The sequence below is a fragment of the Stenotrophomonas sp. SRS1 genome, assembly GCF_026130205.1.
GTDB lineage: Bacteria > Pseudomonadota > Gammaproteobacteria > Xanthomonadales > Xanthomonadaceae > Stenotrophomonas > Stenotrophomonas rhizophila_B.
Genome location: NZ_JAINFD010000005.1, coordinates 198625 through 221928, shown reverse-complemented (window position 1 = coordinate 221928; position 23304 = coordinate 198625). Strand labels below are relative to the sequence as shown.

The following is a 23304-nucleotide window of genomic DNA, read 5'->3' as shown; positions in this document are numbered from 1 at the left end:
ACAGCACGATGCTGGGCCTTCACCGCATTGGCCGGGCCGCCGAGCTGGCCAGGCAACCGCTAGGATCGCTTGGCCGAGGGCCCGCAGATCAAGGCCGTTGCCGAGGATGGCCTGATCGAAGCCGCCCGCAGCACCGCGCATCGTTTCGTGCTCGGCGTGCAGTGGCATCCGGAGTGGCGGGTGGCCGACAATCCGTTCTATCACAGCATTTTTCACGCTTTCGGCGATGCTTGTCGCCGCAACTCTCTTACAGCAGACCGGTCATGACCACCCGAACGCGTTCGCGCAAAGCCGCCGCCCCCAAGCCTGTTCCCCAGGAGAGCACGCTGCTGCGCTGGCTCAAGGACCGGCGCATCACCGAGGTGGAGTGCCTGGTGCCGGACATCACCGGCAACGCGCGCGGCAAGATCATTCCGGCCGACAAGTTCTCGCACGATTACGGCACGCGCCTGCCGGAGGGTATCTTCGCCACCACGGTCACCGGCGAGTTCCCGGACGATTACTACGAGCTGACCTCACCGTCGGATTCGGACATGATCCTGCGCCCGGATGCCGACACCGTCCGCATGGTGCCCTGGGCGACCGATCCGACCGCGCAGGTCATCCATGACTGTTTCACCAAAACCGGCGAGCCACATGAGCTGGCCCCGCGCAATGTGCTGCGGCGCGTCCTCAATGCCTATGCCGAACTGGGCCTGCGCCCGGTGGTGGCACCGGAACTGGAGTTCTTCCTGGTCCAGAAGAACACGGACCCGGACTTCCCGCTGCTGCCGCCGGCCGGCCGCTCCGGGCGTCCTGAAACCGCGCGCCAGTCCTACTCCATCGATGCGGTCAACGAGTTCGATCCGATTCTCGATCTGATGTACGACTACTGCGATGCGATGAAGCTGGACGTGGATACGCTGATCCATGAATCCGGCGCGGCGCAGCTGGAGGTCAACTTCACCCACGCCAATGCGATGGATCTGGCCGACCAGGTGTTCCTGTTCAAGCGCACCATGCGTGAGTCGGCGATGCGCCACGGCATCTACGCCACCTTCCTGGCCAAACCGATGGAGAACGAGCCGGGCAGTGCGATGCACATCCACCAGAGCCTGCTGCGGATCAGCGACGGCAGCAATGTGTTCACCGGAGAACATGGCGGTGAGGATTTCAGCCCGTTGTTCGGGCATTACCTGGCCGGCCTGCAGAAATACGTGCCGGCGGCGATGGCGTTCTTCGCGCCGAACGTGAACTCCTACCGCCGGCTGATGTTCGGCGAGGTCTCCCCGAGCAACGTGCACTGGGGCTTCGACAACCGTACCTGCGGCCTGCGCGTGCCGCTGGATACGCCGGAGAACATGCGGGTGGAAAGCCGGTTCGCCGGCTCCGATGCCAACCCCTACCTGGCGATCGCCGCGACCCTGGCCGCCGGGCTGCTCGGTATCCGCGAGCAGGGCTCCCCGACCGCGCCGATCAGTGGCAGCGCCAAGGAGCTCGGCTACGACCTGCCGCGGTCGCTGGGCGAGGCGCTGGACGGGCTGGAAGGCTGCCCGGAGCTGCGCGAGATGCTGGGCGAGCGCTTCTGCCGCGCCTATGTGTCGGTCAAGCGCAAGGAATACGAGACGTTCTTCCGGGTGATCAGCTCCTGGGAGCGCGAATTCCTGCTGCTCAACGTCTGACCCCGGGCGCCACGCCCGGCATGGCCGTGAGGGCCATGTGTGGGAAAATGAGGGCATGCCCGGTAGGCTGGCACCCGTTGTGCCGGTCCGGCCGGTTCCCCCCAACTCGCACCTGACCTGTGGAGAGTCCGATGAAGCTGCGAATCCTCACCCTCGGCATTGCCGTATCCGTGCTGACTGCCTGTGGCGGCGGTGACAAGCAGGACGACGCCAAGGTGCTGAACGTCTACAACTACAGCGACTACATCGCCGAAGACACCATTCCCAACTTCGAAAAGGCCACCGGCACCAAGGTGACCTATGACGTGTTCGACAGTGATGAGATGGTGGAGACCAAGCTGTTGGCCGGCAACAGCGGCTACGACGTCGTCGTGCCGACGCTGAACTTCTTCGGGCGCCAGATCAAGGCCGGCGTGTTCCTGCCGCTGGACAAGAGCAAGATCCCGAACCTGGCCAATCTCGACCCGAGCGTGATGCAGCGCATCGCGCAGCAGGACCCGGGCAACGAATACGGTGTGCCGTACATGATCGGCACCACCGGCATTGGCTACAACGTGGAGCTGCTCAAGCAGCGTTTTGGTGGCAGCACCGACATCGCCAACAGCTGGGATCTGATCTTCAAGCCCGAAAACATCGCCAAGATGAAGGACTGCGGGATCACGATCCTGGATACGCCTTCGGACATGATCCCGATCGCGCTGCACTACCTGGGCGAAGATCCGCACAGCCAGGACCCGGCCACGCTGGAGAAGGCCGCCGCGCTGCTCAAGACGATCCGCCCGTACGTGCAGAACTTCCACTCCTCGCAGTACGTGGGCTCGCTGGCCAACGGTGGTACCTGCCTGGTGGTGGGCTGGTCCGGTGACATCATCCAGGCCCGTGACCGTGCGGCCGAGGCGTCCAACGGCGTGACCGTGGCGTACTCGATCCCGCGCGAAGGTGCCCCGCAGTGGTTCGACATGCTGGCCATCCCCAAGGATGCCAAGCACCCGGAGGCGGCCTACGCCTTCATCAACTACCTGCTGGAGCCGAAGGTCGCCGCGGCCAACACCAACTTCATCCACTACGCCAACCCGGTGACCACGGCCACGCCGCTGGTGGACGAGGCGATCCGAACCGACCCGACCATCTACCCGCCGGCCGATGTGGCGGCAAAGATGTTCACCTACTCGATCAACACGCCCGAGGTGGACAAGCTCTACACCCGGCTGTGGACCGAGGTGAAAACCGGGCGCTGACCGCCCCCGCGACGCCGGCCCCGTGCCGGCGTCGTCGCTTCAGGGGGTAGGACATGACGCGGCCACCACCGGTAAAATGGCATTCTCCCCCCGTCCTGCCGCCGCTCCCGGAGCCGCTGACCATGCCATTTGAAGCCAAGCCGGAAGGCGCGGTCCTGCCGGTCCTGGAACCGGGTTACCTGTCCATCCGCGCGCTGCGCAAGGAGTTCGACGGCTTCGTCGCGCTCGACGACGTCACCCTGGACGTGCGCAAGGGCGAGATCTTCGCGCTGCTGGGTGGCTCGGGCAGTGGCAAATCGACGCTGCTGCGCTGCCTGGGTGGCTTCGAGACGCCCACCCAGGGGACCATCGATCTGGACGGCCAGCGCATCAACGCACTGCCTCCGTACCAGCGCCCGATCAACATGATGTTCCAGTCCTATGCGCTGTTCCCGCACATGACGGTGGAGCAGAACATCGCCTTCGGCCTGAAGCAGGACGGCATGGCGCGCGATGCGATCAACCGCCGGGTCGGCGAAATGCTGGAGCTGGTGCAGCTGGGCAAGCTGGCCAAGCGCAAGCCGCATCAGCTCTCCGGTGGCCAGCAGCAGCGCGTGGCGCTGGCGCGGTCGCTCGCCAAAGGGCCGAAACTGCTGTTGCTGGATGAGCCGATGGGCGCGCTGGACAAGAAGCTGCGCTCGCAGATGCAGCTGGAGCTGGTCAACATCATCGAGACCACCGGGGTGACCTGCGTGATGGTCACCCACGATCAGGAAGAAGCCATGACCATGGCGACCCGGATCGCGGTGATGGATGCCGGCTGGATCCAGCAGGTCGGCAAGCCGGATGAAATCTACGAGCAGCCGGCCAACCGGTTCGTGGCCGAGTTCATCGGCTCGGTGAACCTGTTCGATGGCGTGCTCGATGAGGACCTGCCCGAGTACGTCACCGTGCGCACGCCGTTTTTCCCCGCACCGATCTACGTCGCCCACGGGATCACCGGTTACGAAGGACAGCCGGTGGCGTTCGCACTGCGCCCGGAGAAGGTGATGATCGGCAAGGACGAGCCGGCCGGGGACACCAACAAGGCCCAGGGCGTGATCGAGGAGATCGCCTACTTCGGCAGCCACTCGGTGTTCCATGTGCGCCTGCCGAGCGGGGCCAAGGTGCTGTCCAACTTCGCCAATTCGCAGCGCTGGGCCAGCGATGGCCTGACCTGGGGTGACACCGTCTGGGTGCACTGGCGCGACAACGATGGCGTGGTGCTGACCTCATGACCGCGACCGGCTGGAAGCGCTGGCTCCCGGGCACGCGCGCCGGCGTGATCGCCGCGCCGTACCTGTGGCTGCTGCTGTTCTTCGCGGTGCCGTTCGTGATCATCCTGATGATCTCCTTCGCGCGCACCCAGGTCGGCTCGCCGCCGTACACCTGGCTGCTGGAGTACGTGGATGGCGCCTTCTCGCTCAAGCTCAACCTCGGCAGCTACGCGGCCCTGGTCAAGGACAACCAGTACGCGCTGGCGTACCTGAGCTCGATCAAGATCGCGGTCATCTCGACCCTGCTCACGCTGCTGATCGGCTACCCGATGGCGTACGTGATCTCGCGGATGAGCCCGGCCGCGCGCAACGTGGCGATGATGCTGGTGGTGCTGCCTTCGTGGACCTCGTTCCTGATCCGGGTATACGCCTGGATCGGCATCCTGGACCGCAACGGCCTGCTCAACCAGCTGCTGCTCAAGCTCGGCCTGATCGATGCGCCGCTGCAGATCCTGTACACCCCGACCGCCGCCTACATCGGCATCGTGTACTGCTACCTGCCGTTCATGGTGCTGCCGCTGTACGCCAACCTGGTCAAGCTGGACAACCGCCTGCTGGAAGCTGCCTACGACCTCGGCGCCAAGCCGTGGCAGGCCTTCATGCGGATCACACTGCCGCTCTCGCGCACCGGCATCATCGCCGGCTGCATGCTGGTGATGATCCCGGCGGTGGGGGAGTTCGTGATTCCGGAAATGCTCGGCGGGCCGGATACGCTGATGATCGGCCGCGTGCTGTGGGGCGAGTTCTTCAACAACCGCGACTGGCCCACGGCCTCGGCGGTGGCGATCGTGATGCTGGCCCTGCTGCTGGTGCCGATCCTGCTGTTCAACCGCATGCAGCAGCGCGAGCTGGAAGGAAAGCTGGCATGAGCATGGTGCGCAGCAACCGCTGGCTGGGCTGGAGCCTGCTCGGGCTGGGCTTCGCCTTCCTGTATCTGCCGATCCTGTTGTTGATGGTGTACTCGTTCAATGCCTCCAAGCTGGCCACGGTATGGTCGGGCTTCTCCACGCGCTGGTATGGCGAGCTGTTCAACAACCGGCAGATCCTGGATGCACTGTGGATCAGCCTCAAGGTCGCGTTCTGGACGGCCTGCGCGGCCACCGTGCTCGGCACGATGGCGGCGATGGTGATGACCCGCATGCGCCGCTTCCCGGGCAAGACCGTGTTCGGTGCGTTGATCACCGCGCCGCTGGTGATGCCCGAAGTGATCCTGGGCTTCTCGCTGATGACCCTGCTGGTGGCGATGGGCGGCATTCCCGGTTTCCCCAGCCGCGGCGTGACCAGCATCTGGATCGCGCATGTCACCTTCACCCTGTCCTTCGTGACGGTGGTGGTGTCCTCGCGCCTGCAGGAGCTGGACCGCTCGCTGGAGGAAGCCGCGATGGATCTCGGCGCGAGCCGGTTGAAGGTATTCTTCCAGATCACCCTGCCGATCATCGCCCCGGCGCTGGTGGCCGGCTGGCTGCTGGCGTTCACGCTGTCGCTGGATGACGTGGTGATCGCCAGCTTCGTGGCCGGCCCGAACTCGACCACCCTGCCGATGAAGGTGTTCTCCTCGGTGCGGATGGGCATCAAGCCGGAGATCAATGCACTGGCCACCTTGATGGTGCTGGCGGTATCGATCGCGGCGGTGCTGGGCTGGTACATCACCTCCCGCGCCGAGAAACGCCGCCAGCGCGATATGCAGATGGCGTTGCAGGACCCCGGCTGAACGTCATCCCGATCCGGCAACATCCGGATCACGGCGCCAGGCGCACACTGCGGGTCTGACTTTTGGAGACCCGCGATGACCGCTGACATCATCAATCCCGCGACCGGCCAGGTCACGTATCGCCATGAACTGCTTACCGCTGAAGGGGTCGAGCAGCGCCTGGCCGCCGCCGCCGAGGCGTTCCCGGCCTGGGCGGCACGCTCGCTGCAGGAGCGCGGGGCGATCCTGCGCGCCATCGCCGGCCAGCTGCGCCAGCGCAAGGGCGACATCCAGCAGGCGATGACCACCGAGATGGGCAAGCTCAAGGGGGAAGCGCTGGGCGAGATCGACAAATGCGCCGAGGCCTGCGAGTTCTACGCCGATCACGCGGCCGATTACCTCAAGCCGCAGCTGATCGACACCGAAGCCCAGCGCAGTTACGTGCGCTATGAGCCGATCGGTTGCGTGTTCGCGGTGATGCCGTGGAACTTCCCGATCTGGCAGGTGTTCCGTTTCCTCGCGCCGGCGTTCATGGCCGGCAATGTGGCGCTGCTCAAGCACGCCAGCAACGTGCCGCAATGCGCCGATCTGATCCTGGCGGTATGCCGCGATGGCGGCCTGCCCGAGGGCGTGTTCGATGTGCTGCATATCGACAACGACCAGGCGGCCGAGGTGCTGCGCGACAAGCGGGTCAAGGCGGTCACCCTGACCGGCAGCGAGCGCGCCGGGCGGTCGATTGCGGCCAATGCCGGTGACCAGCTCAAGAAGTGCGTGATGGAGTTGGGCGGCAGCGATGCCTTCGTGGTGCTGGACGATGCCGATCTCGACAAGACGGTGGCCGCAGCGGTGAAGTCGCGCTTCGACAACAGTGGCCAGACCTGCATCGCCGCCAAGCGCTTCATCGTGGTCGATGCGATCGCCGATGCGTTCGTGGAGAAGTTCGTCGCCGCCGCCGGCAAGCGCGTCTACGGCGACCCGCAGGACGAGGAGACCACGCTCGCGCCGATGGCGCGCGCCGACCTGCGCGACGAGCTGCACAAACAGGTGCAGGACAGCATCGCCAAGGGCGCCACGCTGCTGCTCGGCGGTGAGCCGGTGGCCGGCTCGCACGCGGGTTACCCGGCCACCATCCTGGACAATGTGACGCCCGGCATGCCGGCCTATGACGAAGAACTGTTCGGCCCGGCCGCCGCGATCCTGCGCGTCAGCGACGACGCCGAAGCGCTGCGCGTGGCCAATGACACCACCTTCGGCCTGGGGGGCAGCGTGTGGACGAGCGATGCGGCGCGCGGCGAGGCGATCGCCCAGCAGCTGGAGTGCGGTGCCGCCTTCGTCAACGCCATCGTCAAGAGCGACGTCCGGCTCCCGTTCGGCGGCAGCAAGCGCTCCGGTTTCGGGCGCGAACTGGCCGAGCACGGCATCCATGAGTTCATGAACATCAAGACCGTTTACGTGGCCTGATGCCATGAACCGGGTAGTGCCGGCCGCTGGCCGGCTCACGCCCATGCCCCGGACGGCCGCGAACACCAGATGAGGGTCATGCCACCGGAGGAGCCGGCCAACGGCCGGCACTACCCACCGTCGTGGCCAGCGGTCGCCCGCCGTAGCGGGCAACGGTCACCACCGTAGCGACCAACGGTCGCCTACCTACACCTACAGCCAGCGCGCGCGCTTGAACAAACGGTACAGCCCCACGCACACCGCACCCACGCCGATGATCATCGCCGGGTAAGCCCACGGCTTGTCCAGCTCGGGCATGTGGGTGAAGTTCATGCCGTACCAGCTGGTGATCAAGGTCGGGGCGGCCAGCAGCGCCGCCCAGGCACCCAGCCGCTTCACCGTTTCGCCCTGGGCCAGGGTCACCAGCGACAGGTTCACGCTCAGCGCGGTGCCCAGCATCTCGCGCAGGGTATCGATCACATCGCTGATCCGCACGACATGGTCGTGGACATCGCGCAGGTACAGCTTCACTTCGTCCGGCACCAGGTCGCCCTGGTAGCGCTTGATCTGCGAGAGCATGTCCTGCAGTGGCGCGACCGCCATGCGCATCTTGTTGAGTTCGCGCTTGAGCTCGTACAGCCGCACCACGGTGTGGCGCTTGTAGTTGTCCGAGAAGATGTCCTTCTCCAGCAGCTCCAGCGTGTCGCGGTAGCGCTGGGTGATCGGCAGGTAATTGTCGACCACGAAATCCAGCACCGCATACAGGCAGTACGACGGCCCCATCGTGCGCAGCAGCTCCGGCTCGCGCTCCACGCGCGCGCGCGGGGCAGCATAGGACAGCGATGCGCCATGGCGTACCGTGACCAGGAAGCGCGGCCCGAGGAAGGCGTGCGTCTCGCCGTACTGGATGCGCTCGTCCACCATCTGCGCGGTGGTCACCACCACGAACAGCGAGTTGCCGTAGGCCTCGACCTTGGGCCGTTGATGGGCGTTGCGTGCGTCTTCGATGGCCAGTGAATGCAGGCCGAATTCTTCCTGCAGCTTCAGCAGCACGCTGTCCTGGGGTTCGTACAGTCCTACCCAGACGAAGCCGTTGTCGCTGGCGATCACATCGCTGATCGCATCCAGGCTGATGTCGTGGCGCTTGCCCTGGTCATCGTAGTGAACGCAGTTGATGACGCAGGCGGGGTTTTCAGGTGTGACGGTATCCATGGCGGGCATCGTGCGTCAGCGGCCCGTGACGGGCAGGTCACGGCGGCCCAGCACCCATGCCAGCGCCATGTGGATGGGCAGCAACAGCACGATCCACTGCAGGTTGTACTGCGCCTGCAAGGTCAGCCAATGCAGCACCAGCCCGAGCAGCGACACGCCGGCGACCGCCCACAGCACGATCCGGAACCACGCGCGCGGCGCGCGGCCGCGCAGCAGGGTGATCGCAGCGGGAACGAGCAGCAGGCACAGCGGCGAGAGCTGCAGCAAGTTGCGATTGGCCCAGGCAGCCTGGTGCGCACTGAAGCCCCACAGGTAGGTCAGCAGGGCGCCACCAATGCCGCAGAACAGCCAGAACGGCAGTGCCAGGCCACCCAGCAGGCGGCGTCGGCGGCGCAGTGCAACCACACCCGCAGCGGCGATCAGGCCGCACAGCAGCCACGGCCACCAGCTGCGCGGGGACTCTGTTGGCTCCGGGGCGATCCGGTGCGGCAGCAGTTCCTGCTCGGCCTGCACCAGCGGGCGGCCTTCGCTGTTGCGCACCTGGCGCAGCGCATCGGCCAAGCGCATCGGTACGAACGCTTCCTGCCAGCGCGACAGCGGCTGGTCGGCGAACGGGCCCAGACCGATATCGAAGCCCAGCCACATCCACGGCGACGGCGAGGCCAGGCGCACCGATTCACTGCGATAGGTGTTGCCGCGCGAGCGCCCGGAGAGCTGCGAATGCAGCCCGCCGCCCAACGCGCCATCGATCGCATCGCGGACCATGGTGGCGCAGTTGGCGGTGTAGTAATCGTAGTGATAACGCGCGTTCTCGGGCTTGGCGCGCTCGGCCAGTGACGCGGCCAGGGTGCGCGCCTGCTCGGGCGTCAGGTCCAGCCACTGCACGCTCGCACCGCGGCCGCTCTCCTGGTAGTACGACAGGTCCTGCCCGAGCGGCAGCGCGACGAGGTAATACATCATGTCGCCGCGCACGAAGTTGCCGATGAAATCGGATTCGCTCGGGTCGAAGTAACCAAAGTTGTAGGAGGTGGCGTCGCCGGTGACCGGATCGACCACGACCAGTGCGTCATGCCCGAAGCGCTCGAAGAAGATCTCGCCCGGCTGCATGGTGACGACGCCGATGCGCGGTGCATCGGCGACGGTGGACGTGGGCGCATCAACAGCGGGCGCGGCATCCTGCGCGGCCAGCGCCCCGAAGGGCAGGCTGGCCATCGCAAGCAGCGACAACACGAACAACAGGCGGCACAGCGACCACCGATTCAAAGGGGGCCGCATGGCGTGGGTCAATCCTCGTTGTGGGTGTCGGGCGGCAGCACGGTCACATGGAACGCCTGCACACGGCGGGCATCGGCACGCGCCACCCGGAACACGAAGCGGTCCAGGGTGAGTTCGTCGCCGGTTTCCGGCAGGTGCCCGATCGCTTCGGTGACCAGGCCACCGATGGTGTCGTAATCGTCGTCGGGGAACGTGGCACCAAAGCGCTCGTTGAAATCCTCGATCGCGGTCAACGCATCGACCACGTACTGGCCGTCGGCCTGGATCGCGATCTGCGAGGTGTGGTCCTCCGCCTCGTCGTGCTCGTCGTCGATCTCGCCGACGATCTGTTCCAGCACGTCCTCGATGGTGACCAGGCCGGCGACACCGCCGTACTCATCGACCACGATGGCCATGTGGTTGCGCGAGAGGCGGAACTCCTTGAGCAGCACGTTGAGCTTCTTGGCCTCGGGGATCAGTACCGCCGGGCGCAGCAGCTCACGGATGTTGGCCGGCCCGTTGTCGGCGACCACGCCGCGCAGCAGGTCCTTGGCCAACAGGATGCCGAGGATGTCGTCCTTGTTGTCGCCGTGCACCGGGAAGCGCGAATGGCCGGATTCGACCACCTGTTTCATCAGTTCAAGGAAGGGGGCTTCGACCGGCAGGGAGACCATCTGCGAGCGCGAGATCATCACGTCGCCGACGGTGAGCTCGGCCACCGAAATGGCGCCTTCCATCATCCGCAGCGTGTCAGCGGCAATGAGGCCGTCTTCGTGCGCGGTGTGCAGGACCGCCACCAGCTCATCGCGGGTGTGGGGTTCGCCGGAGAAGGCAGCGGTCAGGCGTTCGAGCCAGCTGCGCTTCTTTTCATTGTGCTCCTGGGTGGAGCTACTACTGTCGTCTTCAGACATCTCTGGAAAAAAAGGCACCCGGCGTGCCGGGCGTTGGATTTAGTCTATCAGGATGCGGGCGCCTGTCAGCGCCCAGCCGAGGGTGGATTCACGCCCGGCAAGGGGGCGGGGGCGGCGCCCGGCGGCGGGGTGTCTTCCTCCGGCGGCAGGTCCAGGCTGTAGGTACAGCCGGCCAGGGTCTTGCCGGGGTGGGTCTTGACCGTGGACAGGCTCAGGATCACCGATTCGATCAAGGCCTCGCCGGTGCGCGGGTCGGTGACATCGCGGCTGACCAGCTCGCGCCCGGCCATGAACTTCTCCGTGGAATCCACGCCGTCCTCCAGCGCAAGGCGCTTGGCCAGGGGACGCGGGTCGGCCAGGTCCAGGATGGCCATGATGCTGGCCCCGGCCACCGTGATGTACTCGGCGCGCTCGCCGAACACCGTGATCGGGGCCGCCAGGCGGAACTCGGTCATGAACGGGTTGGTCTGCGGCAGCGGCTGCAGGCCGTTGGCGACCGCCTTGAGCGGGTCCGCCACCACCAGGGCGACCGCATCGTAGTCACCAACGCTCTGGCGGCATTCGATCAGGGCGGTCAGATCCAGCGGGCGGGCAGGGGCGTCGGCAAACGCAGGGGCGGGCAGCAGGCCCAGCAGGCCAAGGCAGGCAAGTCGCAACGGGGTCATCGAAGCAGATCCATCAACGGGGGCGTGCAGCGCACGGACACGGTGACGATCATAGCGGGGGCTGGCCCCGCGTGGCAGGGCGTCACCGGCGGCGCAGCAGCCAGCGCAGCGTGGGGAGGAAGGTGACCGCGGCGATCCCCGCCGCGAACAGCACCAACGCGGCAGTGCCCAGATGGATCGCGCCCGGACCGTTGGCGGTCTCGGCCATCAGCGCGCGCCCGAAGATCAGGGCGAACGACGCGGCAAGAACAAACAGCAGCGCCACCTGCACCGGCCGTGCGCGGAAGGTCGACGACTGTCCCGGCGCGACGCCATCGCGGCCGAACCAGCGATACAGCGTGCGCCAGCCCAGCGGCGCGACCAGGGCGGCCGCCAGCCCTGACCAGATCACCACGCGCAGGCCGGCAAGGCTCAAGGTCGCTTCGGCAGGACCGGCCAGCAGACGAGGCAGGATCAGGCCCGCCACCACGCAGGTCAGCATCCCCACGACGAACACCCCGGCGGCCAGGCCGGCCAGACGTCCGGCCCACGCCGCAGACAGGGGCGCGCGCTGCTGCCGCGCCGCCCACCAGCTTCGCGCGGGCGCCAACGACAGCGCTGCGATGACGGCCGACAGCCCAAGCATGCCCAGCTGCAGTGCGCCAGGGTCGCGGCCGGGCGGCGTCAGTGCGGTGAGCCCCGGGGCTCCGATCGCGGCGTACAGCAGCCCTACCCAGGACACTGCAAGCAGCACGGCACCCAGTGCGGAACGACGATCAGGAATCGGCATGACGGCATACGTCCTTGTATGGCAGGGCAATCAACACAGGTAGCGAGGCAACGCTCAGCGCTCGCCGGCGTACGGATCGGCAATGCCCAGTTCGGCCAGGATGTCACGCTCCAACTGTTCCATGGCATCGGCTTCCTTCTCGTCTTCATGGTCCCAGCCGAGCAGGTGCAGCACGCCGTGCACGGTCAGGTGCGCGTAGTGGGCGTTGAGTGCCTTGCCCTGTTCGTCCGCCTCGCGGGCGACCACCGGGGCGCAGATCACCAGATCGCCCAGCAGCGGGAACTTCACGCCCTTGGGCAGGCCCTCCGGCAGTTCGGCCGGGAAGCTGAGCACGTTGGTCGCGTAATCCTTGCCGCGGTAATGCCGGTTCAAGGACTGGCCTTCCTTGGCATCGACCAGACGGATCGCCAGGTCGGCCTCGCGGATGCGGCCCTTCAGGGCGGCGGCCACCCACTTGCGGAAGCTCACCGCCGAGGGCAGCCCGGCGCGGGGCTGGGCGTAGCTGATGGCGACGTCCAGTCGCACGGGACCACGGGTCATGGGGTCGCTCCGGGTTGGACCTGCTGCAGATCGCGGCGGTCGTAGGCGCTGACGATGCGGGCCACCAGTGGGTGACGGACCACGTCCCGTGCTTCGAAGAAGGTGAAGCTCACGCCCTCGACATCACGCAGCACATCGATCGCATCGCGCAGGCCGGACTTCACGTGCTTGGGCAGATCGGTCTGGGTGAGGTCGCCGGTGACCACGGCCGTGGAGCCGAAGCCCAGGCGGGTCAGGAACATCTTCATCTGCTCGACCGTGGTGTTCTGCGCTTCGTCCAGGATCACGTACGCATCGTTGAGCGTGCGGCCGCGCATGTAGGCCAGCGGCGCGATCTCGATGACGTTCTTCTCCAGCAGCTTGAGCACTTTCTCCACGCCGAGCATTTCGTACAGCGCGTCGTAGAGCGGCCGCAGATACGGGTCTACTTTCTGGCTCAGATCGCCGGGCAGGAAGCCCAGCTTCTCGCCGGCTTCCACCGCCGGGCGGACCAGGATCAGGCGCTGCACGCGCGCTTCATTGAGCGCTTCCACCGCGCTGGCCACGGCCAGGAAGGTCTTGCCGGTGCCGGCCGGGCCGATGCTGAAGTTGATGTCGTGCGTGGTGATCTGGTGCAGGTAGCGGGCCTGGTTGGCGCCGCGGCCGCGCACGGTGCCGCGCTTGACCTTGATCGCCACTTCCTGGGCCTCGTAGGCGCGCTCGACCACATGCTCCACGTTGGCCTGGTTCAGCCGCAGATGGATGGCATGGCTGTCGAACACCACGTCGCCGGCTTCGGCGTACAGCGCTTCGATCAGGGCCTGCGCATCGGCCACCACGGCCTTGGGGCCGGTCACGCGGAACACGTGGCCACGGTTGGCGATTTCCACGCCGAGTTTGAGTTCCACCTGGCGGAGATGTTCATCGAACGGACCGGCCATGTTGGCCAGGCGCTCGTTGTCTTCCGGGGTGAGGGTGAAGTCGCGTTGTGCGAGTGCGGTCATTGCGTCCGGCGGCCGCCGGTCCAGCCGACCGGGCCGCAAGCAGGGAAAGGGAGAACAGGGTAGCGCGGGTGTGGGGCGGCCGCTACAGCACCGGCGGAAAGCGGTTTTCCACAGGGGCTGTGCAATGCCGGTGCAGCAACCTGTGGATAGGTGGCGCCAGCCTTACTGCGGCAATGGGTTCAATTGCGTGGTCAAAAAAGCGTCAACGATGGCCGGACCGTGGTCCGGCCATCGCGCTCAGTCTGCCGTCACCATGCGCGCGCGCAGCGAGTTGCTGTACGCCTCGGTGATCACCACATCCACGAACTGGCCGATCAAACGCGGGTGCCCCGGGAAATTGACCGAGCGCATGTTCTCGCTCTTGCCGGTCAGCTCGTTCGGGTTGCGCTTGGACGGGCCTTCCACCAGCACGGTCTGCACGGTGCCGACCATCTTTTCCGAGATGGCTGCAGCCTGCTCGTTGATCCGGGCCTGCAGGCGCGACAGGCGCGCGTGCTTTTCCGCATCGGTGGTGGTGTCTTCCAGATCGGCGGCGGGCGTGCCCGGGCGCCGTGAATAGATGAAGGAGAAGCTCTGGTCGAAGCCTACGTCCTCGATCAGCTTCATGGTCTTCTCGAACTCGGCGTCGGTCTCGCCGGGGAAACCGACGATGAAATCCGAGCTGATCGAGATGTCCGGGCGCACCGCGCGCAGCTTGCGGATCTTGGATTTGAATTCCAGCGCGGTGTAGCCACGCTTCATCGCCGAGAGCACGCGGTCGCTGCCCGCCTGCACGGGCAGGTGCAGGAAGTTGGCCAGCTGCGGCACATCGCGGTAGGCATCGATCAGCGAATCGCTGAACTCCAGCGGGTGCGAGGTGGTGAAGCGGATCCGGCCGACGCCGTCGATCTCGGCGATGGTCCGGATCAGCAGCCCGAGGTCGGCGAACTCGCCGTCGCCATACGGGCCGCGGTAGGCGTTGACGTTCTGGCCGAGCAGGTTGATCTCCAGCACGCCCTGGGCGGCCAGCTGCGCCACCTCCACCACCACGTCCTCGAACGGACGGCTGACTTCGGTGCCGCGGGTGTAGGGCACCACACAGAACGAGCAGTACTTCGAGCAGCCTTCCATGATCGAGACGAACGCGGAGGCACCCTCGGCGCGCGGCTCGGGCAGGGCGTCGAACTTCTCGATTTCCGGGAAGCTGATGTCCACCTGCGATTTGCCCGATTCACGGCGCTGGCGGATCAGCTCCGGCAGGCGGTGCAGGGTCTGCGGGCCGAACACCAGATCCACGTGCGGCGCGCGCTTGATGATCGCCTCGCCTTCCTGCGAGGCCACGCAGCCGCCGACGCCGATGATGACCCCGCGGCCGTTGTTCTTGAGCGCTTTCCAGTAACCGAGCTGGCTGAACACCTTCTCCTGCGCCTTCTCGCGGATCGAGCAGGTGTTCATCAGCAACACATCGGCCTCGGCCGGGTCGTCGGTGAGTTCCAGCCCTTCGGAGGCGGCGAGCACGTCGGCCATCTTGGTCGAGTCGTACTCGTTCATCTGGCAACCGTGGGTCTTGATGTACAGCTTGCCGCGTACCGGGCCGGTCACCTGCGGCTTGGCGCCGGGCAGGGGGAGCAGGTCGGGGCGCGGGGCGGAGCTGGGCGGAGCGGAGGCAGGCAAGGCAGAACCGGCCGAAATCGGCGCGGTCGAAGCTGGCGTCCCGGTCATGGCGCTTATTCCAGTCGGGTGGGCGGGCAGGCAGCCGGATGGCTGCGGTGAGCACGGCATTGTAGCCGGGTCGGGCTCCCCCCTTGGCAATCCCCCACGAATTGGGGACACTCCCGCTCATGAAGGGGATGTTGGGGATCGCTGCGCTGGCCTTGGCTGCGCTGACCGCTATGCCGGCCAGTGCGGGCACGCTGTACAAGTGTGTGGGCGCCGACGGCATTCCCAGCTATGTGAGCAAGCGCGTGGGCGGGGCCAGCTGCAGCGTGATCAGCAGCTACCGGCCCGACCGCAGCGCGCCCCGTCGGGCCCTGTCTGCGCCGCCCGTGCCCGCCCCGGTCGCCACCGTCACCCCTGCACCCACCCCGGCCCGGGCCGACACCGCCACGGCGGCGACCGCGATCACCCCCGCGCCTGTTCCCGCCCCGGCCACCGTGTTGACCGCACCGTCCGCTCCGGCCCCCGCGGCGGGCAAGGCAGGGCAGGTGCGCAGCGGGCAGCTCTATTCCTATATGAAGGACGGGGTGCGTCACTACACCAGCGCACGGCCTGCCCAGATGGCGAGCCTGGGCCAGGTCCGCACCATCCACTACACCTTCATCGAACGCTGCTACGCCTGCGGCGTGAATCCTTCGGTCAACTTCGGCTCGGTCCGCCTCAATACCACGGCCTACCAGAGCGAGATCGCCGCGGCCGCCCGGGAGTTCGGGGTGGAAGAAGCGATCGTGCGCGCGATCATCCATGCCGAGTCCGCCTACAACCCGTTGGCGCTCAGCCGGGCCGGCGCGCAGGGCCTGATGCAGCTGATGCCGCCCACCGCGCGTCGCTTCGGGGTCAGTGATTCCTATGATGCTTCGCAGAACATCCGGGGTGGCGTGCAGTACCTGTCCTGGCTGCTCAAGCGCTTCAATGGCGACCTGACCCTCGCCGCCGCGGGCTACAACGCGGGCGAGGGCGCGGTAGCCCGCCATGGCGGCGTGCCCCCTTACAGCGAGACCCAGTATTACGTGAAGCGGGTGGCCGTGTTGGCCGACCGCTATCGAAGTGCGGTCGCCACCCAGCAATAACCGATGGCGCCGGGAGTACCTGATGCCGTACTGTCGGGGTAATGTCGTTCCGTAGTACCGCGTTGTGTGGCCGACTTCGGTTCAGCTACACTCGCGGCTGATTCAATGTGGACTGGCCCCCACCGGTCTACTGGCAGCCTCAAGCTACCTAAATCAATATCGGAGTGCCGGATGGCCAACGATGGGGTAAACGATCCAGTCAATACTGGACGTCGACGATTCCTTTCAGCAACCACTGCGGTGGTCGGAGCGGTCGGCGTCGGATTTGCAGCGGTACCGTTCATCAAGTCCTGGAATCCCAGCGCCCGCGCCAAACTGGCCGGTGCCCCGGTGATTGCCGACATCAGTGCGCTCCAGGAAGGCCAGCGTCTGGTCATGGAGTGGCGTGGACAGCCGATCTGGATCGTCAAGCGCTCCAAGGCCATCCTCGACGCGCTGCACGGGCTGGACGGCCGCCTGAAGGATCCCGAATCGGGCGAGAAAGAGCAGCAGCCTGAGTACGTGCTCAAGCAGAATCCCGAATTCCGTTCGATCAAGGCCGAGGTCTCGGTGCTGGTCGGGCTGTGCACCCATCTGGGCTGTTCGCCGGAAATGGTCGCCGAGATCCGCCCCGAGCCCTACGACCCGCAGTGGAAGGGCGGCTATTTCTGCCCCTGCCACAAGTCGCGTTTCGATATGTCCGGTCGCGTGTTCAAGGATGTTCCGGCGCCGATCAACCTGCTGGTGCCGCCGCACCATTACCAGGACGACAACACCATCATCATCGGCGTTGATCCGCAGGGGGCGGCTTGATCATGGCCAATATCCTTTCCCGCACCGCCACCGGCCTGGCCGACTGGGTCAACGCCCGCGCGCCCGGGCTGATGCCGGTGTACCGCAAGCACGTCAGCGAGTATTACGCGCCGAAGAACTTCAACATCTGGTACTACTTCGGCTCGCTGGCGCTGCTGATCCTGGTCAACCAGATCGTCACCGGCATCTTCCTGACGATGCACTACAAGACGAACGCGGCCGAAGCGTTCGCCTCCATCGAATACATCATGCGGGACGTGGAGTGGGGCTGGCTGATCCGCTACATGCACTCCACCGGTGCCTCGCTGTTCTTCATCGTGGTCTACCTGCACATGTTCCGCGGCCTGCTCTACGGCAGTTACCAGAAGCCGCGCGAACTGGTCTGGATCCTCGGCATGCTGATCTACCTGGTACTGATGGCCGAAGCCTTCATGGGCTACGTGCTGCCGTGGGGCCAGATGTCGTTCTGGGGGGCCAAGGTGATCATCTCGCTGTTCGGTGCGATCCCGGTGATCGGTACCGGCCTGACCGAATGGATCATGGGCGATTACCTGCCCAGTGACGCCACCCTCAACCGCTTCTTCGCGCTGCATGTGATCGCACTGCCGCTGGTGCTGTTGCTGCTGGTGGTGCTGCATCTGGGCGCGCTGCATGAAGTGGGCTCCAACAACCCGGACGGCGTGGAGATCAAGAAGGGCCCCAAGGGCAACCGCTGGTCGGCCACCGCGCCCACCGACGGTATTCCCTTCCATCCGTACTACACGCTCAAGGATGCGGTCGGCGCCGGCTTCCTGCTGATCATCGCCGCCTTCATCATCTTCTTCGCCCCGGCCTTCGGCGGGTTGTTCCTGGAGCACGACAACTTCACCGAGGCCAACCGCCTGGTGACGCCCGAGCACATCAAGCCGGTCTGGTACTACACCCCGTATTACGCGATGTTGCGCGTGGTGCCCAACAAGCTCGGCGGCGTGATCGTGATGTTCTCGGCGATCGCCATCCTGTTCCTGGTGCCGTGGCTGGACCGGGCACGGGTCAAGTCCTACCGCTACCGCGGCCTGCTCTCGCGCGGCCTGCTGGGCATGTTCGCGGTGTGCTTCGTGTGGCTGGGCGTGATCGGCTCCGGCCCGGGTACGGATGCGCACGAGACCTACATCGGGCGCGTACTGACCTTCCTGTATTTCGCCTTCTTCATCACCATGCCGCTATGGACCAAGCTGGACAGGACCAAGCCGGTACCGGACCGGGTGACCACGCATGACTGACCACTGGATTGTCCGGCTGGCCTGCGCGGCGGCGCTGATGCTTGGTGTCGCGGTGGCCGATGCCGCCGAGGGCGCCAAGACCCTGCAGGCCGGCAATGATCTGAGCGATCGTGCCTCGCTGCAACGCGGCGCACAGCTCTACATGAACTACTGCTCCGGCTGCCACGCGTTGAAATACCTGCGGTACTCGCGCATGGCCGCCGATCTCGGGCTGAGCGAAGAGGAGGTCATGAACAACCTCAACTTCACCGGCACCCCGGTGGGTGAGCCGGTCCCGGTAACGATGCCCAAGGCCCAGGCCGAGAAGTGGTTCGGCAAGATGCCGCCGGACCTGAGCCTGATTTCGCGCGTGCGGGGCAGCGACTGGGTCTACACCTACCTCAAGTCGTTCTACCTGGATCCCACGCGGCCGCTGGGCTGGAACAACACCGTGTTCCCGAATGCCTCCATGCCCAATCCCCTGTGGGAGATGCAGGGCCTGCAGCATGCCGTGCACGGCAAGGCCGAGGGCCCGGGACTGGATGCACCAGTGGTCGGCCTGAAGATCGAGCAGCCGGGCAACATGGATCCCGGCCAGTACGATCAGGCGGTGCGCGACATCACCAACTTCCTGGAGTACGCCGGCGAGCCGGCGGCGCTCAAACGCCAGAAGCTGGGCGTATGGGTGATCCTGTTCCTGGCGCTGCTGACCTTCCTGGCCTATCTGCTCAAGAAGGAATACTGGAAGGACGTCCACTGAACCGTCGGGCGCCGTCCAGTGGCGATCGTTCCACGCGTGGGACCATCGCCCTATTGGCTTTTGTGATGTGCGGTTGCACACTCGGGTACTGTGACGACCGTCGGCAATGGGCTGGCGGCGCCGATACGACCGGCGGTTACCGGACGTTGGAGAGCCTTTGATGGCGGCGAGCGTACGCATGCGGAATACCCTGACGCTGTTTTCCTCGAACGACGATGTGCTGTGCCATCGCGTGCGGCTGGTACTGGCGGCCAAGGGCGTCACCTATGACTCGGTGCCGGTCGATCCGCAGAATCCGCCCGAAGATCTCATCGATCTCAACCCGTACCATTCCGTGCCCACCCTGGTGGAGCGCGAGCTGGTGCTGTACGCGGCGTCGGTGGTCAGTGAATACCTGGACGAGCGCTATCCGCACCCGCCATTGATGCCGGTCGATCCGCTCTCGCGGGCCCGCATCCGCCTGGCGATGCTGCGCATCGAACACGACTGGGTACCGCAGGTGCAGGCCATCCAGCTGGGCAACAAGACCCAGGCCGAGGCGGGCCGCAAGCGGCTCAAGGAACTGCTGACCAGCGCGGTGCCGCTGTTCAAGGCCAGCAAGTTCTTCCTCAACCCGGAAATGAGCCTGGCCGATTGCGCGATGGCGCCGATCATCTGGCGGCTGCAGGCGCTGGACGTGCCGCTGCCGAAGGATGGCAAGTCGATCGAAGATTATGGCAACCGCATTTTCCGGCACCCCGGCTTCATCCGCAGCCTGACCGACCAGGAAAAGAAACTGCGCGATCTGCCGGTCTGATCGACGGGACGTGTGCCGCGTGCGGCACCGGTGGACTGAACGAAATCGCGGTGCCGGTACGCGCCATGGCTGACCTGCGGGTAGGCGGGCGCGTACACTTGCATCAGGCAATCCGGATCAAGAGCAGCCGAGCACGGCTCGGCTCTACCACATGACTGAAGACACTTTTCGCATGACCAGCCACCGCCCGTACCTGTTGCGGGCCTTGGTGGAATGGATCAATGACAACGACCTGACGCCGCATATCCTGGTCGACGCCGGCATGCCTGGCGTGCAGGTGCCGCAGAGCGCGGTCAAGGACGGCCGTGTCGTCCTGAACATTGCCGAGCGCGCCGTGGTGCGCCTGCATATCGACAATGACAGCGTGAGCTTCTCGGCCCGCTTCTCCGGCACCAGCTACCCGGTGCAGGTGCCGATCTCGGCCGTGCTGGCCGTGTATGCCCGCGAGACGGGGCAGGGCATGGCGCTTCCGGATGACATTCCGGGTCACGAGCCGGGCCCGGACGATGAGCTGCCGCCGGACGATTCACCGACCCCGCCGGACGATGCACCACCCAAGCCCAGCGGTCGCCCGCATCTGCGGGTGGTCAAATAAGAGTCACCATGGCCGCCGCAAGGCGGCCATTTCATTAGACGTCCTCGGCATCCCGTGTATCGATATCGCGCCGGATCTCACTGATCCGTGCCGCCGACGGTCCCACGAACGTGATCAGCTGATCACCGCGCAGCACCATGCGCCCGCTGTGGCGGTCCACGCCATCGTGCGAGTACTCGAACTTGAAGGTGCGCTCCCAGCCCAGCCAGCCGTTGTCCTTGCGGCACACGCGCAGGCCGGTGGCGTGCACGCTCTGGTCCAGCCACTGCACATCGGCAGCGCGGCAGGCATTGCGCCCGAGCACACCGGCACGCTCGGCGGCGGCACGCGAGGAATTCCAGAAGGCGTAGGCGAACGCGCCGGCAATCATCAGCAGGATCAAACTGGGCATCGGTGACTCGGCGCGGTCAGGGAGGTCGGTCCCCCCAAGATGGCGACGAATGCGGCGCGGATCAAGCCATCCGCGCGTTTGCCATCACGGCGTGCGCGATGGCGGTGGGGGCGGTGTCATCGAATTGGGCACCGGCATGCCGGTCGGAACGGGCGCATCCATCGGCACCGCTGCCGGCGCGGTGGTCACCAGCTTCAGCAGCGCGGCCCAGTCCTGGCGATTGAAGCTGCATTCCTCTTCGCGGCCCGGCGTGCAGCCCAGATCCACGCCATCGCCCGCGCTGGCCTTCGCGGGCGGCAGCTCGATCCGGCCGCTGCGGTCCAGCGACAGTTTGCGCAACGCCACGGTATTCATGACATTGCCGCCGATCAGATACAGCGTGCGGTCGCCGCCCATGTTGGCCGCGATCACCACCTCGCAATGCGACTTCCAATGCGTCACCGCACCACTGCCCAGCGACTGCACCAGCCCGCTGTAGCTCAGTGCCTCGCGCCGGTCGCGCAGGTAGCACAGCAGGTCGCCGGGCGCGGGTTTCTCCTGCGCCGGGTCGGTCATCCGGTACGGTCCGCTGTTCTGGTACGCGGCGCGGATGTAGTCGATGTGCCGGGGCGAACGGGTGAAGCCGGGCACCGAGGCGCGGGTCATCACCCAGGAAATGAAGGCGGCCGACCACGGGTTGTCGACCAGGAACGCACGACAGTCGGTGTCGGTGTAGCGCGTGCCCGGTGGGGCCATGCAGCTCGATGCACCGGGCTGGCTGCCCATCGGCGACAACGTGCCGCTCTGCCGCCAGTAGCCGACCACGCGCTGCCAGGCCACCAGGCCGTTGTCGGCAAGGTGGACGTCTTCGGCTTCGGTGACACTCAGGCTGGCTGCGCGGCCATCACGGTCGATGAAGGGCCGATACCAGAGGCGGTGTTCGTTGCAGGCGGTCTGCACGATGGCCACGGCCAGCGGACTCAGCCCGAACCGCGGGGGCACATCGCAGACCTCGGCGGCGGACGCTTGGAGCGGCAGCAGCGCGAGCAGGGGAGACAGGCAGGCGAGAAGCGGCAGGCAGCGCATGCGTGCATTCCAGGTGGGGGCAGACGCAGCCTCGCAGACCGCATCTGCCCATACCGTGAAAGTGCGGCTGGCCGTCGATCATGGATCGACGCGCGCGTCAGCCCGGGGGTGGCCCCAATTTCAACGACAGGTCGATTGCCTGCACATGCTTGGTCAGTCCGCCGATGGAGATGCAGTCCACGCCGTCCTCGGCGATCGCGCGCAGGCCGTCCAGGCCGACACTGCCGGACACTTCCAGCGGAATCCGCCCGGCCGCGATGCGCACGGCCTCGCGCCGCGTGGCGGGGTCGAAATCGTCGATGAGGATGCGGGTGCAGCCCACCTCCAGCGCCTCGCGCAGCTGGTCCAGGTCTTCGACCTCGACCACCAGCGGCAACGCCGGCCACTGCGCACGTGCCGCGAGGACCGCAGCGGTCAGCGAGCCGGCCGCGCGGATGTGGTTTTCCTTGAGCATCACCGTGTCGAACAAGCCCAGGCGATGGTTGTTGCCGCCGCCGCAGCGCACCGCGTACTTCTGTGCCACGCGCAGGCCGGGCAGGGTCTTGCGGGTGTCCAGGATCCGCGCGCCGGTACCGGCCACGGCCGCGACGTACTGCGCGGTGGTGGTCGCCGTGCCGGACAGTGTCTGCAGGAAGTTCAACGAGGTCCGCTCGGCACTCACCAGGCTGCGGTTGCGGCCCTGCAGCAGCGCCAGCACGGTGCCGGCGGCGACGCGGTCGCCCTCGGCCACGCGCCACTCGATCCTGACCTCCGGATCGAGCGCTGTGTGCGTCGCATCGAACCAGGGGCGACCGGCGATCACCGCGTCCTGCTTGCACAGCAGGTAGGCGCTGTCGGGGCGGTCCGGGAGCAGGGCGGCGGTGACATCACCGCTGCCGATGTCCTCGGCCAGCGCACGGGCCACATCGGCGGCCACCAGGGCGGCCTCGGGGGCCGGCACGGGAAGGTGGCTCATTTTTCCGGGAAATCAGCGATCTGGGTGGTGGCGATGGCCTCTTCGGCCAGCAGCACCGGGATGCCGTCGTCCACGCGGAACACCTGCTTGCGGTCGCGGGTCAGCAGGGCCTCGCGCAGCGTCTGCGCCTGCGGGCTGCCATCGGCCTTGAGCACGGCACCGCTGCCGATCGCGCGGTTGAGCGCGTCCAGGCCGGTGGCGTCGAGCAGGGACAGGGGCTGGCGCGTATCGGGCGAGCACAGGAGGTCGAGCAGCTTGCGATCCATGGATTCTTCGTCTTGCGTGG

At 66.3% G+C, this 23304-nt stretch carries 24 protein-coding genes and 1 pseudogene; 13 read left to right on the top strand and 12 right to left on the bottom strand.

Annotation, left to right across the window (positions count from 1 at the left end):
* Nucleotides 1-66 precede the first annotated feature (66 nt).
* The 7 genes and pseudogenes from K4043_RS18085 to K4043_RS18055 all read left to right on the top strand — a co-directional run.
* Nucleotides 67-267: pseudogene (locus K4043_RS18085) on the top strand (gamma-glutamyl-gamma-aminobutyrate hydrolase family protein); the annotation flags it as partial.
* Nucleotides 264-1661 carry a glutamine synthetase family protein gene (locus K4043_RS18080; protein WP_123728825.1) on the top strand — a complete coding sequence of 466 codons (1398 nt, stop codon included), beginning with the start codon at nucleotides 264-266 and terminating at the stop codon, nucleotides 1659-1661. The pseudogene K4043_RS18085 and the gene K4043_RS18080, both read left to right, overlap by 4 nt.
* Before the next feature lie 131 nt (nucleotides 1662-1792).
* Nucleotides 1793-2899, top strand: a complete 1107-nt coding sequence (locus tag K4043_RS18075; protein ID WP_123728826.1) for a polyamine ABC transporter substrate-binding protein — start codon at nucleotides 1793-1795, stop codon at nucleotides 2897-2899.
* Nucleotides 2900-3021: 122 nt separating this feature from the next.
* Nucleotides 3022-4155 carry a polyamine ABC transporter ATP-binding protein gene (gene potA, locus K4043_RS18070; RefSeq protein WP_265310128.1) on the top strand — a complete coding sequence of 378 codons (1134 nt, stop codon included), beginning with the start codon at nucleotides 3022-3024 and terminating at the stop codon, nucleotides 4153-4155.
* Nucleotides 4152-5063, top strand: coding sequence for an ABC transporter permease subunit (locus tag K4043_RS18065; RefSeq protein WP_123728827.1), 912 nt, complete (start codon nucleotides 4152-4154; stop codon nucleotides 5061-5063). Before potA ends, K4043_RS18065 begins: the two co-directional genes overlap by 4 nt.
* Complete coding sequence (locus K4043_RS18060) at nucleotides 5060-5905, top strand: ABC transporter permease subunit (protein WP_123728828.1); 846 nt, start codon at nucleotides 5060-5062, stop codon at nucleotides 5903-5905. Before K4043_RS18065 ends, K4043_RS18060 begins: the two co-directional genes overlap by 4 nt.
* Nucleotides 5906-5980: 75 nt before the next feature.
* Nucleotides 5981-7345, top strand: coding sequence for an NAD-dependent succinate-semialdehyde dehydrogenase (locus K4043_RS18055; RefSeq protein WP_265310127.1), 1365 nt, complete (start codon nucleotides 5981-5983; stop codon nucleotides 7343-7345).
* Nucleotides 7346-7537: 192 nt separating this feature from the next.
* Here the strand turns inward: K4043_RS18055 and K4043_RS18050 are convergent, their stop codons facing one another.
* The 8 genes from K4043_RS18050 to miaB form a co-directional block, all read right to left on the bottom strand.
* Nucleotides 7538-8536: a magnesium and cobalt transport protein CorA gene (locus tag K4043_RS18050; RefSeq protein ID WP_123728830.1), complete on the bottom strand. Its 999-nt coding sequence runs from the start codon at nucleotides 8534-8536 to the stop codon at nucleotides 7538-7540.
* A gap of 15 nt (nucleotides 8537-8551) precedes the next feature.
* Nucleotides 8552-9811 (bottom strand): DUF4105 domain-containing protein, encoded by a 1260-nt coding sequence (locus K4043_RS18045; RefSeq protein WP_265310126.1) that lies wholly within the window; start codon nucleotides 9809-9811, stop codon nucleotides 8552-8554.
* Between the two features lie 8 nt (nucleotides 9812-9819).
* On the bottom strand, nucleotides 9820-10701 hold the full coding sequence (locus K4043_RS18040) for a transporter associated domain-containing protein (RefSeq protein ID WP_123728832.1): 882 nt from the start codon (nucleotides 10699-10701) through the stop codon (nucleotides 9820-9822).
* A gap of 65 nt (nucleotides 10702-10766) precedes the next feature.
* Nucleotides 10767-11366, bottom strand: coding sequence for a hypothetical protein (locus tag K4043_RS18035; RefSeq protein ID WP_265310125.1), 600 nt, complete (start codon nucleotides 11364-11366; stop codon nucleotides 10767-10769).
* Between the two features lie 82 nt (nucleotides 11367-11448).
* The gene (locus tag K4043_RS18030) at nucleotides 11449-12135 is read right to left on the bottom strand and encodes a hypothetical protein (protein WP_265310124.1); all 687 of its coding nucleotides are present in this window, start codon (nucleotides 12133-12135) and stop codon (nucleotides 11449-11451) included.
* Nucleotides 12136-12189: 54 nt separating this feature from the next.
* A complete protein-coding gene (ybeY, locus tag K4043_RS18025; protein WP_265310123.1) occupies nucleotides 12190-12675 on the bottom strand; it encodes an rRNA maturation RNase YbeY in 486 nt (161 codons plus the stop codon).
* The gene (locus K4043_RS18020) at nucleotides 12672-13658 is read right to left on the bottom strand and encodes a PhoH family protein (RefSeq protein WP_265310122.1); all 987 of its coding nucleotides are present in this window, start codon (nucleotides 13656-13658) and stop codon (nucleotides 12672-12674) included. Before K4043_RS18020 ends, ybeY begins: the two co-directional genes overlap by 4 nt.
* Nucleotides 13659-13895: 237 nt before the next feature.
* Nucleotides 13896-15359: a tRNA (N6-isopentenyl adenosine(37)-C2)-methylthiotransferase MiaB gene (miaB, locus tag K4043_RS18015; RefSeq protein WP_265310121.1), complete on the bottom strand. Its 1464-nt coding sequence runs from the start codon at nucleotides 15357-15359 to the stop codon at nucleotides 13896-13898.
* 119 nt (nucleotides 15360-15478) lie between these two features.
* Between miaB and K4043_RS18010 the strand changes: the two genes are divergently transcribed.
* The 6 genes from K4043_RS18010 (at nucleotide 15479) to K4043_RS17985 (ending at nucleotide 20607) form a co-directional block, all read left to right on the top strand.
* The gene (locus K4043_RS18010) at nucleotides 15479-16423 is read left to right on the top strand and encodes a lytic transglycosylase domain-containing protein (RefSeq protein WP_265310120.1); all 945 of its coding nucleotides are present in this window, start codon (nucleotides 15479-15481) and stop codon (nucleotides 16421-16423) included.
* Nucleotides 16424-16594: 171 nt separating this feature from the next.
* Entirely contained in the window at nucleotides 16595-17215 is a 621-nt protein-coding gene (petA, locus tag K4043_RS18005) for a ubiquinol-cytochrome c reductase iron-sulfur subunit (RefSeq protein WP_019186259.1), read from the top strand.
* 2 nt (nucleotides 17216-17217) lie between these two features.
* Nucleotides 17218-18477: a cytochrome bc complex cytochrome b subunit gene (locus K4043_RS18000; RefSeq protein ID WP_123728838.1), complete on the top strand. Its 1260-nt coding sequence runs from the start codon at nucleotides 17218-17220 to the stop codon at nucleotides 18475-18477.
* On the top strand, nucleotides 18470-19216 hold the full coding sequence (locus K4043_RS17995; RefSeq protein ID WP_123728839.1) for a cytochrome c1: 747 nt from the start codon (nucleotides 18470-18472) through the stop codon (nucleotides 19214-19216). The genes K4043_RS18000 and K4043_RS17995 overlap by 8 nt, the downstream gene beginning before the upstream one ends.
* A 160-nt stretch (nucleotides 19217-19376) precedes the next feature.
* The gene (locus K4043_RS17990) at nucleotides 19377-20012 is read left to right on the top strand and encodes a glutathione S-transferase N-terminal domain-containing protein (RefSeq protein ID WP_019186262.1); all 636 of its coding nucleotides are present in this window, start codon (nucleotides 19377-19379) and stop codon (nucleotides 20010-20012) included.
* Between the two features lie 151 nt (nucleotides 20013-20163).
* Nucleotides 20164-20607 carry a ClpXP protease specificity-enhancing factor gene (locus K4043_RS17985; RefSeq protein ID WP_088433018.1) on the top strand — a complete coding sequence of 148 codons (444 nt, stop codon included), beginning with the start codon at nucleotides 20164-20166 and terminating at the stop codon, nucleotides 20605-20607.
* A 34-nt stretch (nucleotides 20608-20641) separates the two neighbouring features.
* On the opposite strand, the gene K4043_RS17980 is transcribed toward K4043_RS17985, so the two are convergent.
* The 4 genes from K4043_RS17980 to K4043_RS17965 all read right to left on the bottom strand — a co-directional run bounded on the left by K4043_RS17980 (nucleotide 20642) and on the right by K4043_RS17965 (nucleotide 23284).
* A complete protein-coding gene (locus tag K4043_RS17980) occupies nucleotides 20642-20998 on the bottom strand; it encodes a DUF3301 domain-containing protein (protein WP_019186192.1) in 357 nt (118 codons plus the stop codon).
* A gap of 84 nt (nucleotides 20999-21082) precedes the next feature.
* Entirely contained in the window at nucleotides 21083-22063 is a 981-nt protein-coding gene (locus tag K4043_RS17975) for a DUF2272 domain-containing protein (protein ID WP_265310119.1), read from the bottom strand.
* Between the two features lie 97 nt (nucleotides 22064-22160).
* The gene (gene nadC, locus K4043_RS17970) at nucleotides 22161-23018 is read right to left on the bottom strand and encodes a carboxylating nicotinate-nucleotide diphosphorylase (protein WP_265310118.1); all 858 of its coding nucleotides are present in this window, start codon (nucleotides 23016-23018) and stop codon (nucleotides 22161-22163) included.
* Nucleotides 23015-23284: a Trm112 family protein gene (locus K4043_RS17965; protein ID WP_265310117.1), complete on the bottom strand. Its 270-nt coding sequence runs from the start codon at nucleotides 23282-23284 to the stop codon at nucleotides 23015-23017. The genes nadC and K4043_RS17965 overlap by 4 nt, the downstream gene beginning before the upstream one ends.
* Between the last annotated feature and the right edge of the window lie 20 nt (nucleotides 23285-23304).

What these genes read in the sequence shown, in the direction of transcription:
- K4043_RS18080 (WP_123728825.1), top strand. Translation starts at nt 264, where the DNA reads ATGACCACCCGAACGCGTTCGCGCAAAGCCGCCGCCCCCAAGCCTGTT.
- K4043_RS18075 (WP_123728826.1), top strand. Translation starts at nt 1,793, where the DNA reads ATGAAGCTGCGAATCCTCACCCTCGGCATTGCCGTATCCGTGCTGACT.
- potA (WP_265310128.1), top strand. Translation starts at nt 3,022, where the DNA reads ATGCCATTTGAAGCCAAGCCGGAAGGCGCGGTCCTGCCGGTCCTGGAA.
- K4043_RS18065 (WP_123728827.1), top strand. Translation starts at nt 4,152, where the DNA reads ATGACCGCGACCGGCTGGAAGCGCTGGCTCCCGGGCACGCGCGCCGGC.
- K4043_RS18060 (WP_123728828.1), top strand. Translation starts at nt 5,060, where the DNA reads ATGAGCATGGTGCGCAGCAACCGCTGGCTGGGCTGGAGCCTGCTCGGG.
- K4043_RS18055 (WP_265310127.1), top strand. Translation starts at nt 5,981, where the DNA reads ATGACCGCTGACATCATCAATCCCGCGACCGGCCAGGTCACGTATCGC.
- K4043_RS18050 (WP_123728830.1), bottom strand. Translation starts at nt 8,536, where the DNA reads ATGGATACCGTCACACCTGAAAACCCCGCCTGCGTCATCAACTGCGTT.
- K4043_RS18045 (WP_265310126.1), bottom strand. Translation starts at nt 9,811, where the DNA reads ATGCGGCCCCCTTTGAATCGGTGGTCGCTGTGCCGCCTGTTGTTCGTG.
- K4043_RS18040 (WP_123728832.1), bottom strand. Translation starts at nt 10,701, where the DNA reads ATGTCTGAAGACGACAGTAGTAGCTCCACCCAGGAGCACAATGAAAAG.
- K4043_RS18035 (WP_265310125.1), bottom strand. Translation starts at nt 11,366, where the DNA reads ATGACCCCGTTGCGACTTGCCTGCCTTGGCCTGCTGGGCCTGCTGCCC.
- K4043_RS18030 (WP_265310124.1), bottom strand. Translation starts at nt 12,135, where the DNA reads ATGCCGATTCCTGATCGTCGTTCCGCACTGGGTGCCGTGCTGCTTGCA.
- ybeY (WP_265310123.1), bottom strand. Translation starts at nt 12,675, where the DNA reads ATGACCCGTGGTCCCGTGCGACTGGACGTCGCCATCAGCTACGCCCAG.
- K4043_RS18020 (WP_265310122.1), bottom strand. Translation starts at nt 13,658, where the DNA reads ATGACCGCACTCGCACAACGCGACTTCACCCTCACCCCGGAAGACAAC.
- miaB (WP_265310121.1), bottom strand. Translation starts at nt 15,359, where the DNA reads ATGACCGGGACGCCAGCTTCGACCGCGCCGATTTCGGCCGGTTCTGCC.
- K4043_RS18010 (WP_265310120.1), top strand. Translation starts at nt 15,479, where the DNA reads ATGAAGGGGATGTTGGGGATCGCTGCGCTGGCCTTGGCTGCGCTGACC.
- petA (WP_019186259.1), top strand. Translation starts at nt 16,595, where the DNA reads ATGGCCAACGATGGGGTAAACGATCCAGTCAATACTGGACGTCGACGA.
- K4043_RS18000 (WP_123728838.1), top strand. Translation starts at nt 17,218, where the DNA reads ATGGCCAATATCCTTTCCCGCACCGCCACCGGCCTGGCCGACTGGGTC.
- K4043_RS17995 (WP_123728839.1), top strand. Translation starts at nt 18,470, where the DNA reads ATGACTGACCACTGGATTGTCCGGCTGGCCTGCGCGGCGGCGCTGATG.
- K4043_RS17990 (WP_019186262.1), top strand. Translation starts at nt 19,377, where the DNA reads ATGGCGGCGAGCGTACGCATGCGGAATACCCTGACGCTGTTTTCCTCG.
- K4043_RS17985 (WP_088433018.1), top strand. Translation starts at nt 20,164, where the DNA reads ATGACTGAAGACACTTTTCGCATGACCAGCCACCGCCCGTACCTGTTG.
- K4043_RS17980 (WP_019186192.1), bottom strand. Translation starts at nt 20,998, where the DNA reads ATGCCCAGTTTGATCCTGCTGATGATTGCCGGCGCGTTCGCCTACGCC.
- K4043_RS17975 (WP_265310119.1), bottom strand. Translation starts at nt 22,063, where the DNA reads ATGCGCTGCCTGCCGCTTCTCGCCTGCCTGTCTCCCCTGCTCGCGCTG.
- nadC (WP_265310118.1), bottom strand. Translation starts at nt 23,018, where the DNA reads ATGAGCCACCTTCCCGTGCCGGCCCCCGAGGCCGCCCTGGTGGCCGCC.
- K4043_RS17965 (WP_265310117.1), bottom strand. Translation starts at nt 23,284, where the DNA reads ATGGATCGCAAGCTGCTCGACCTCCTGTGCTCGCCCGATACGCGCCAG.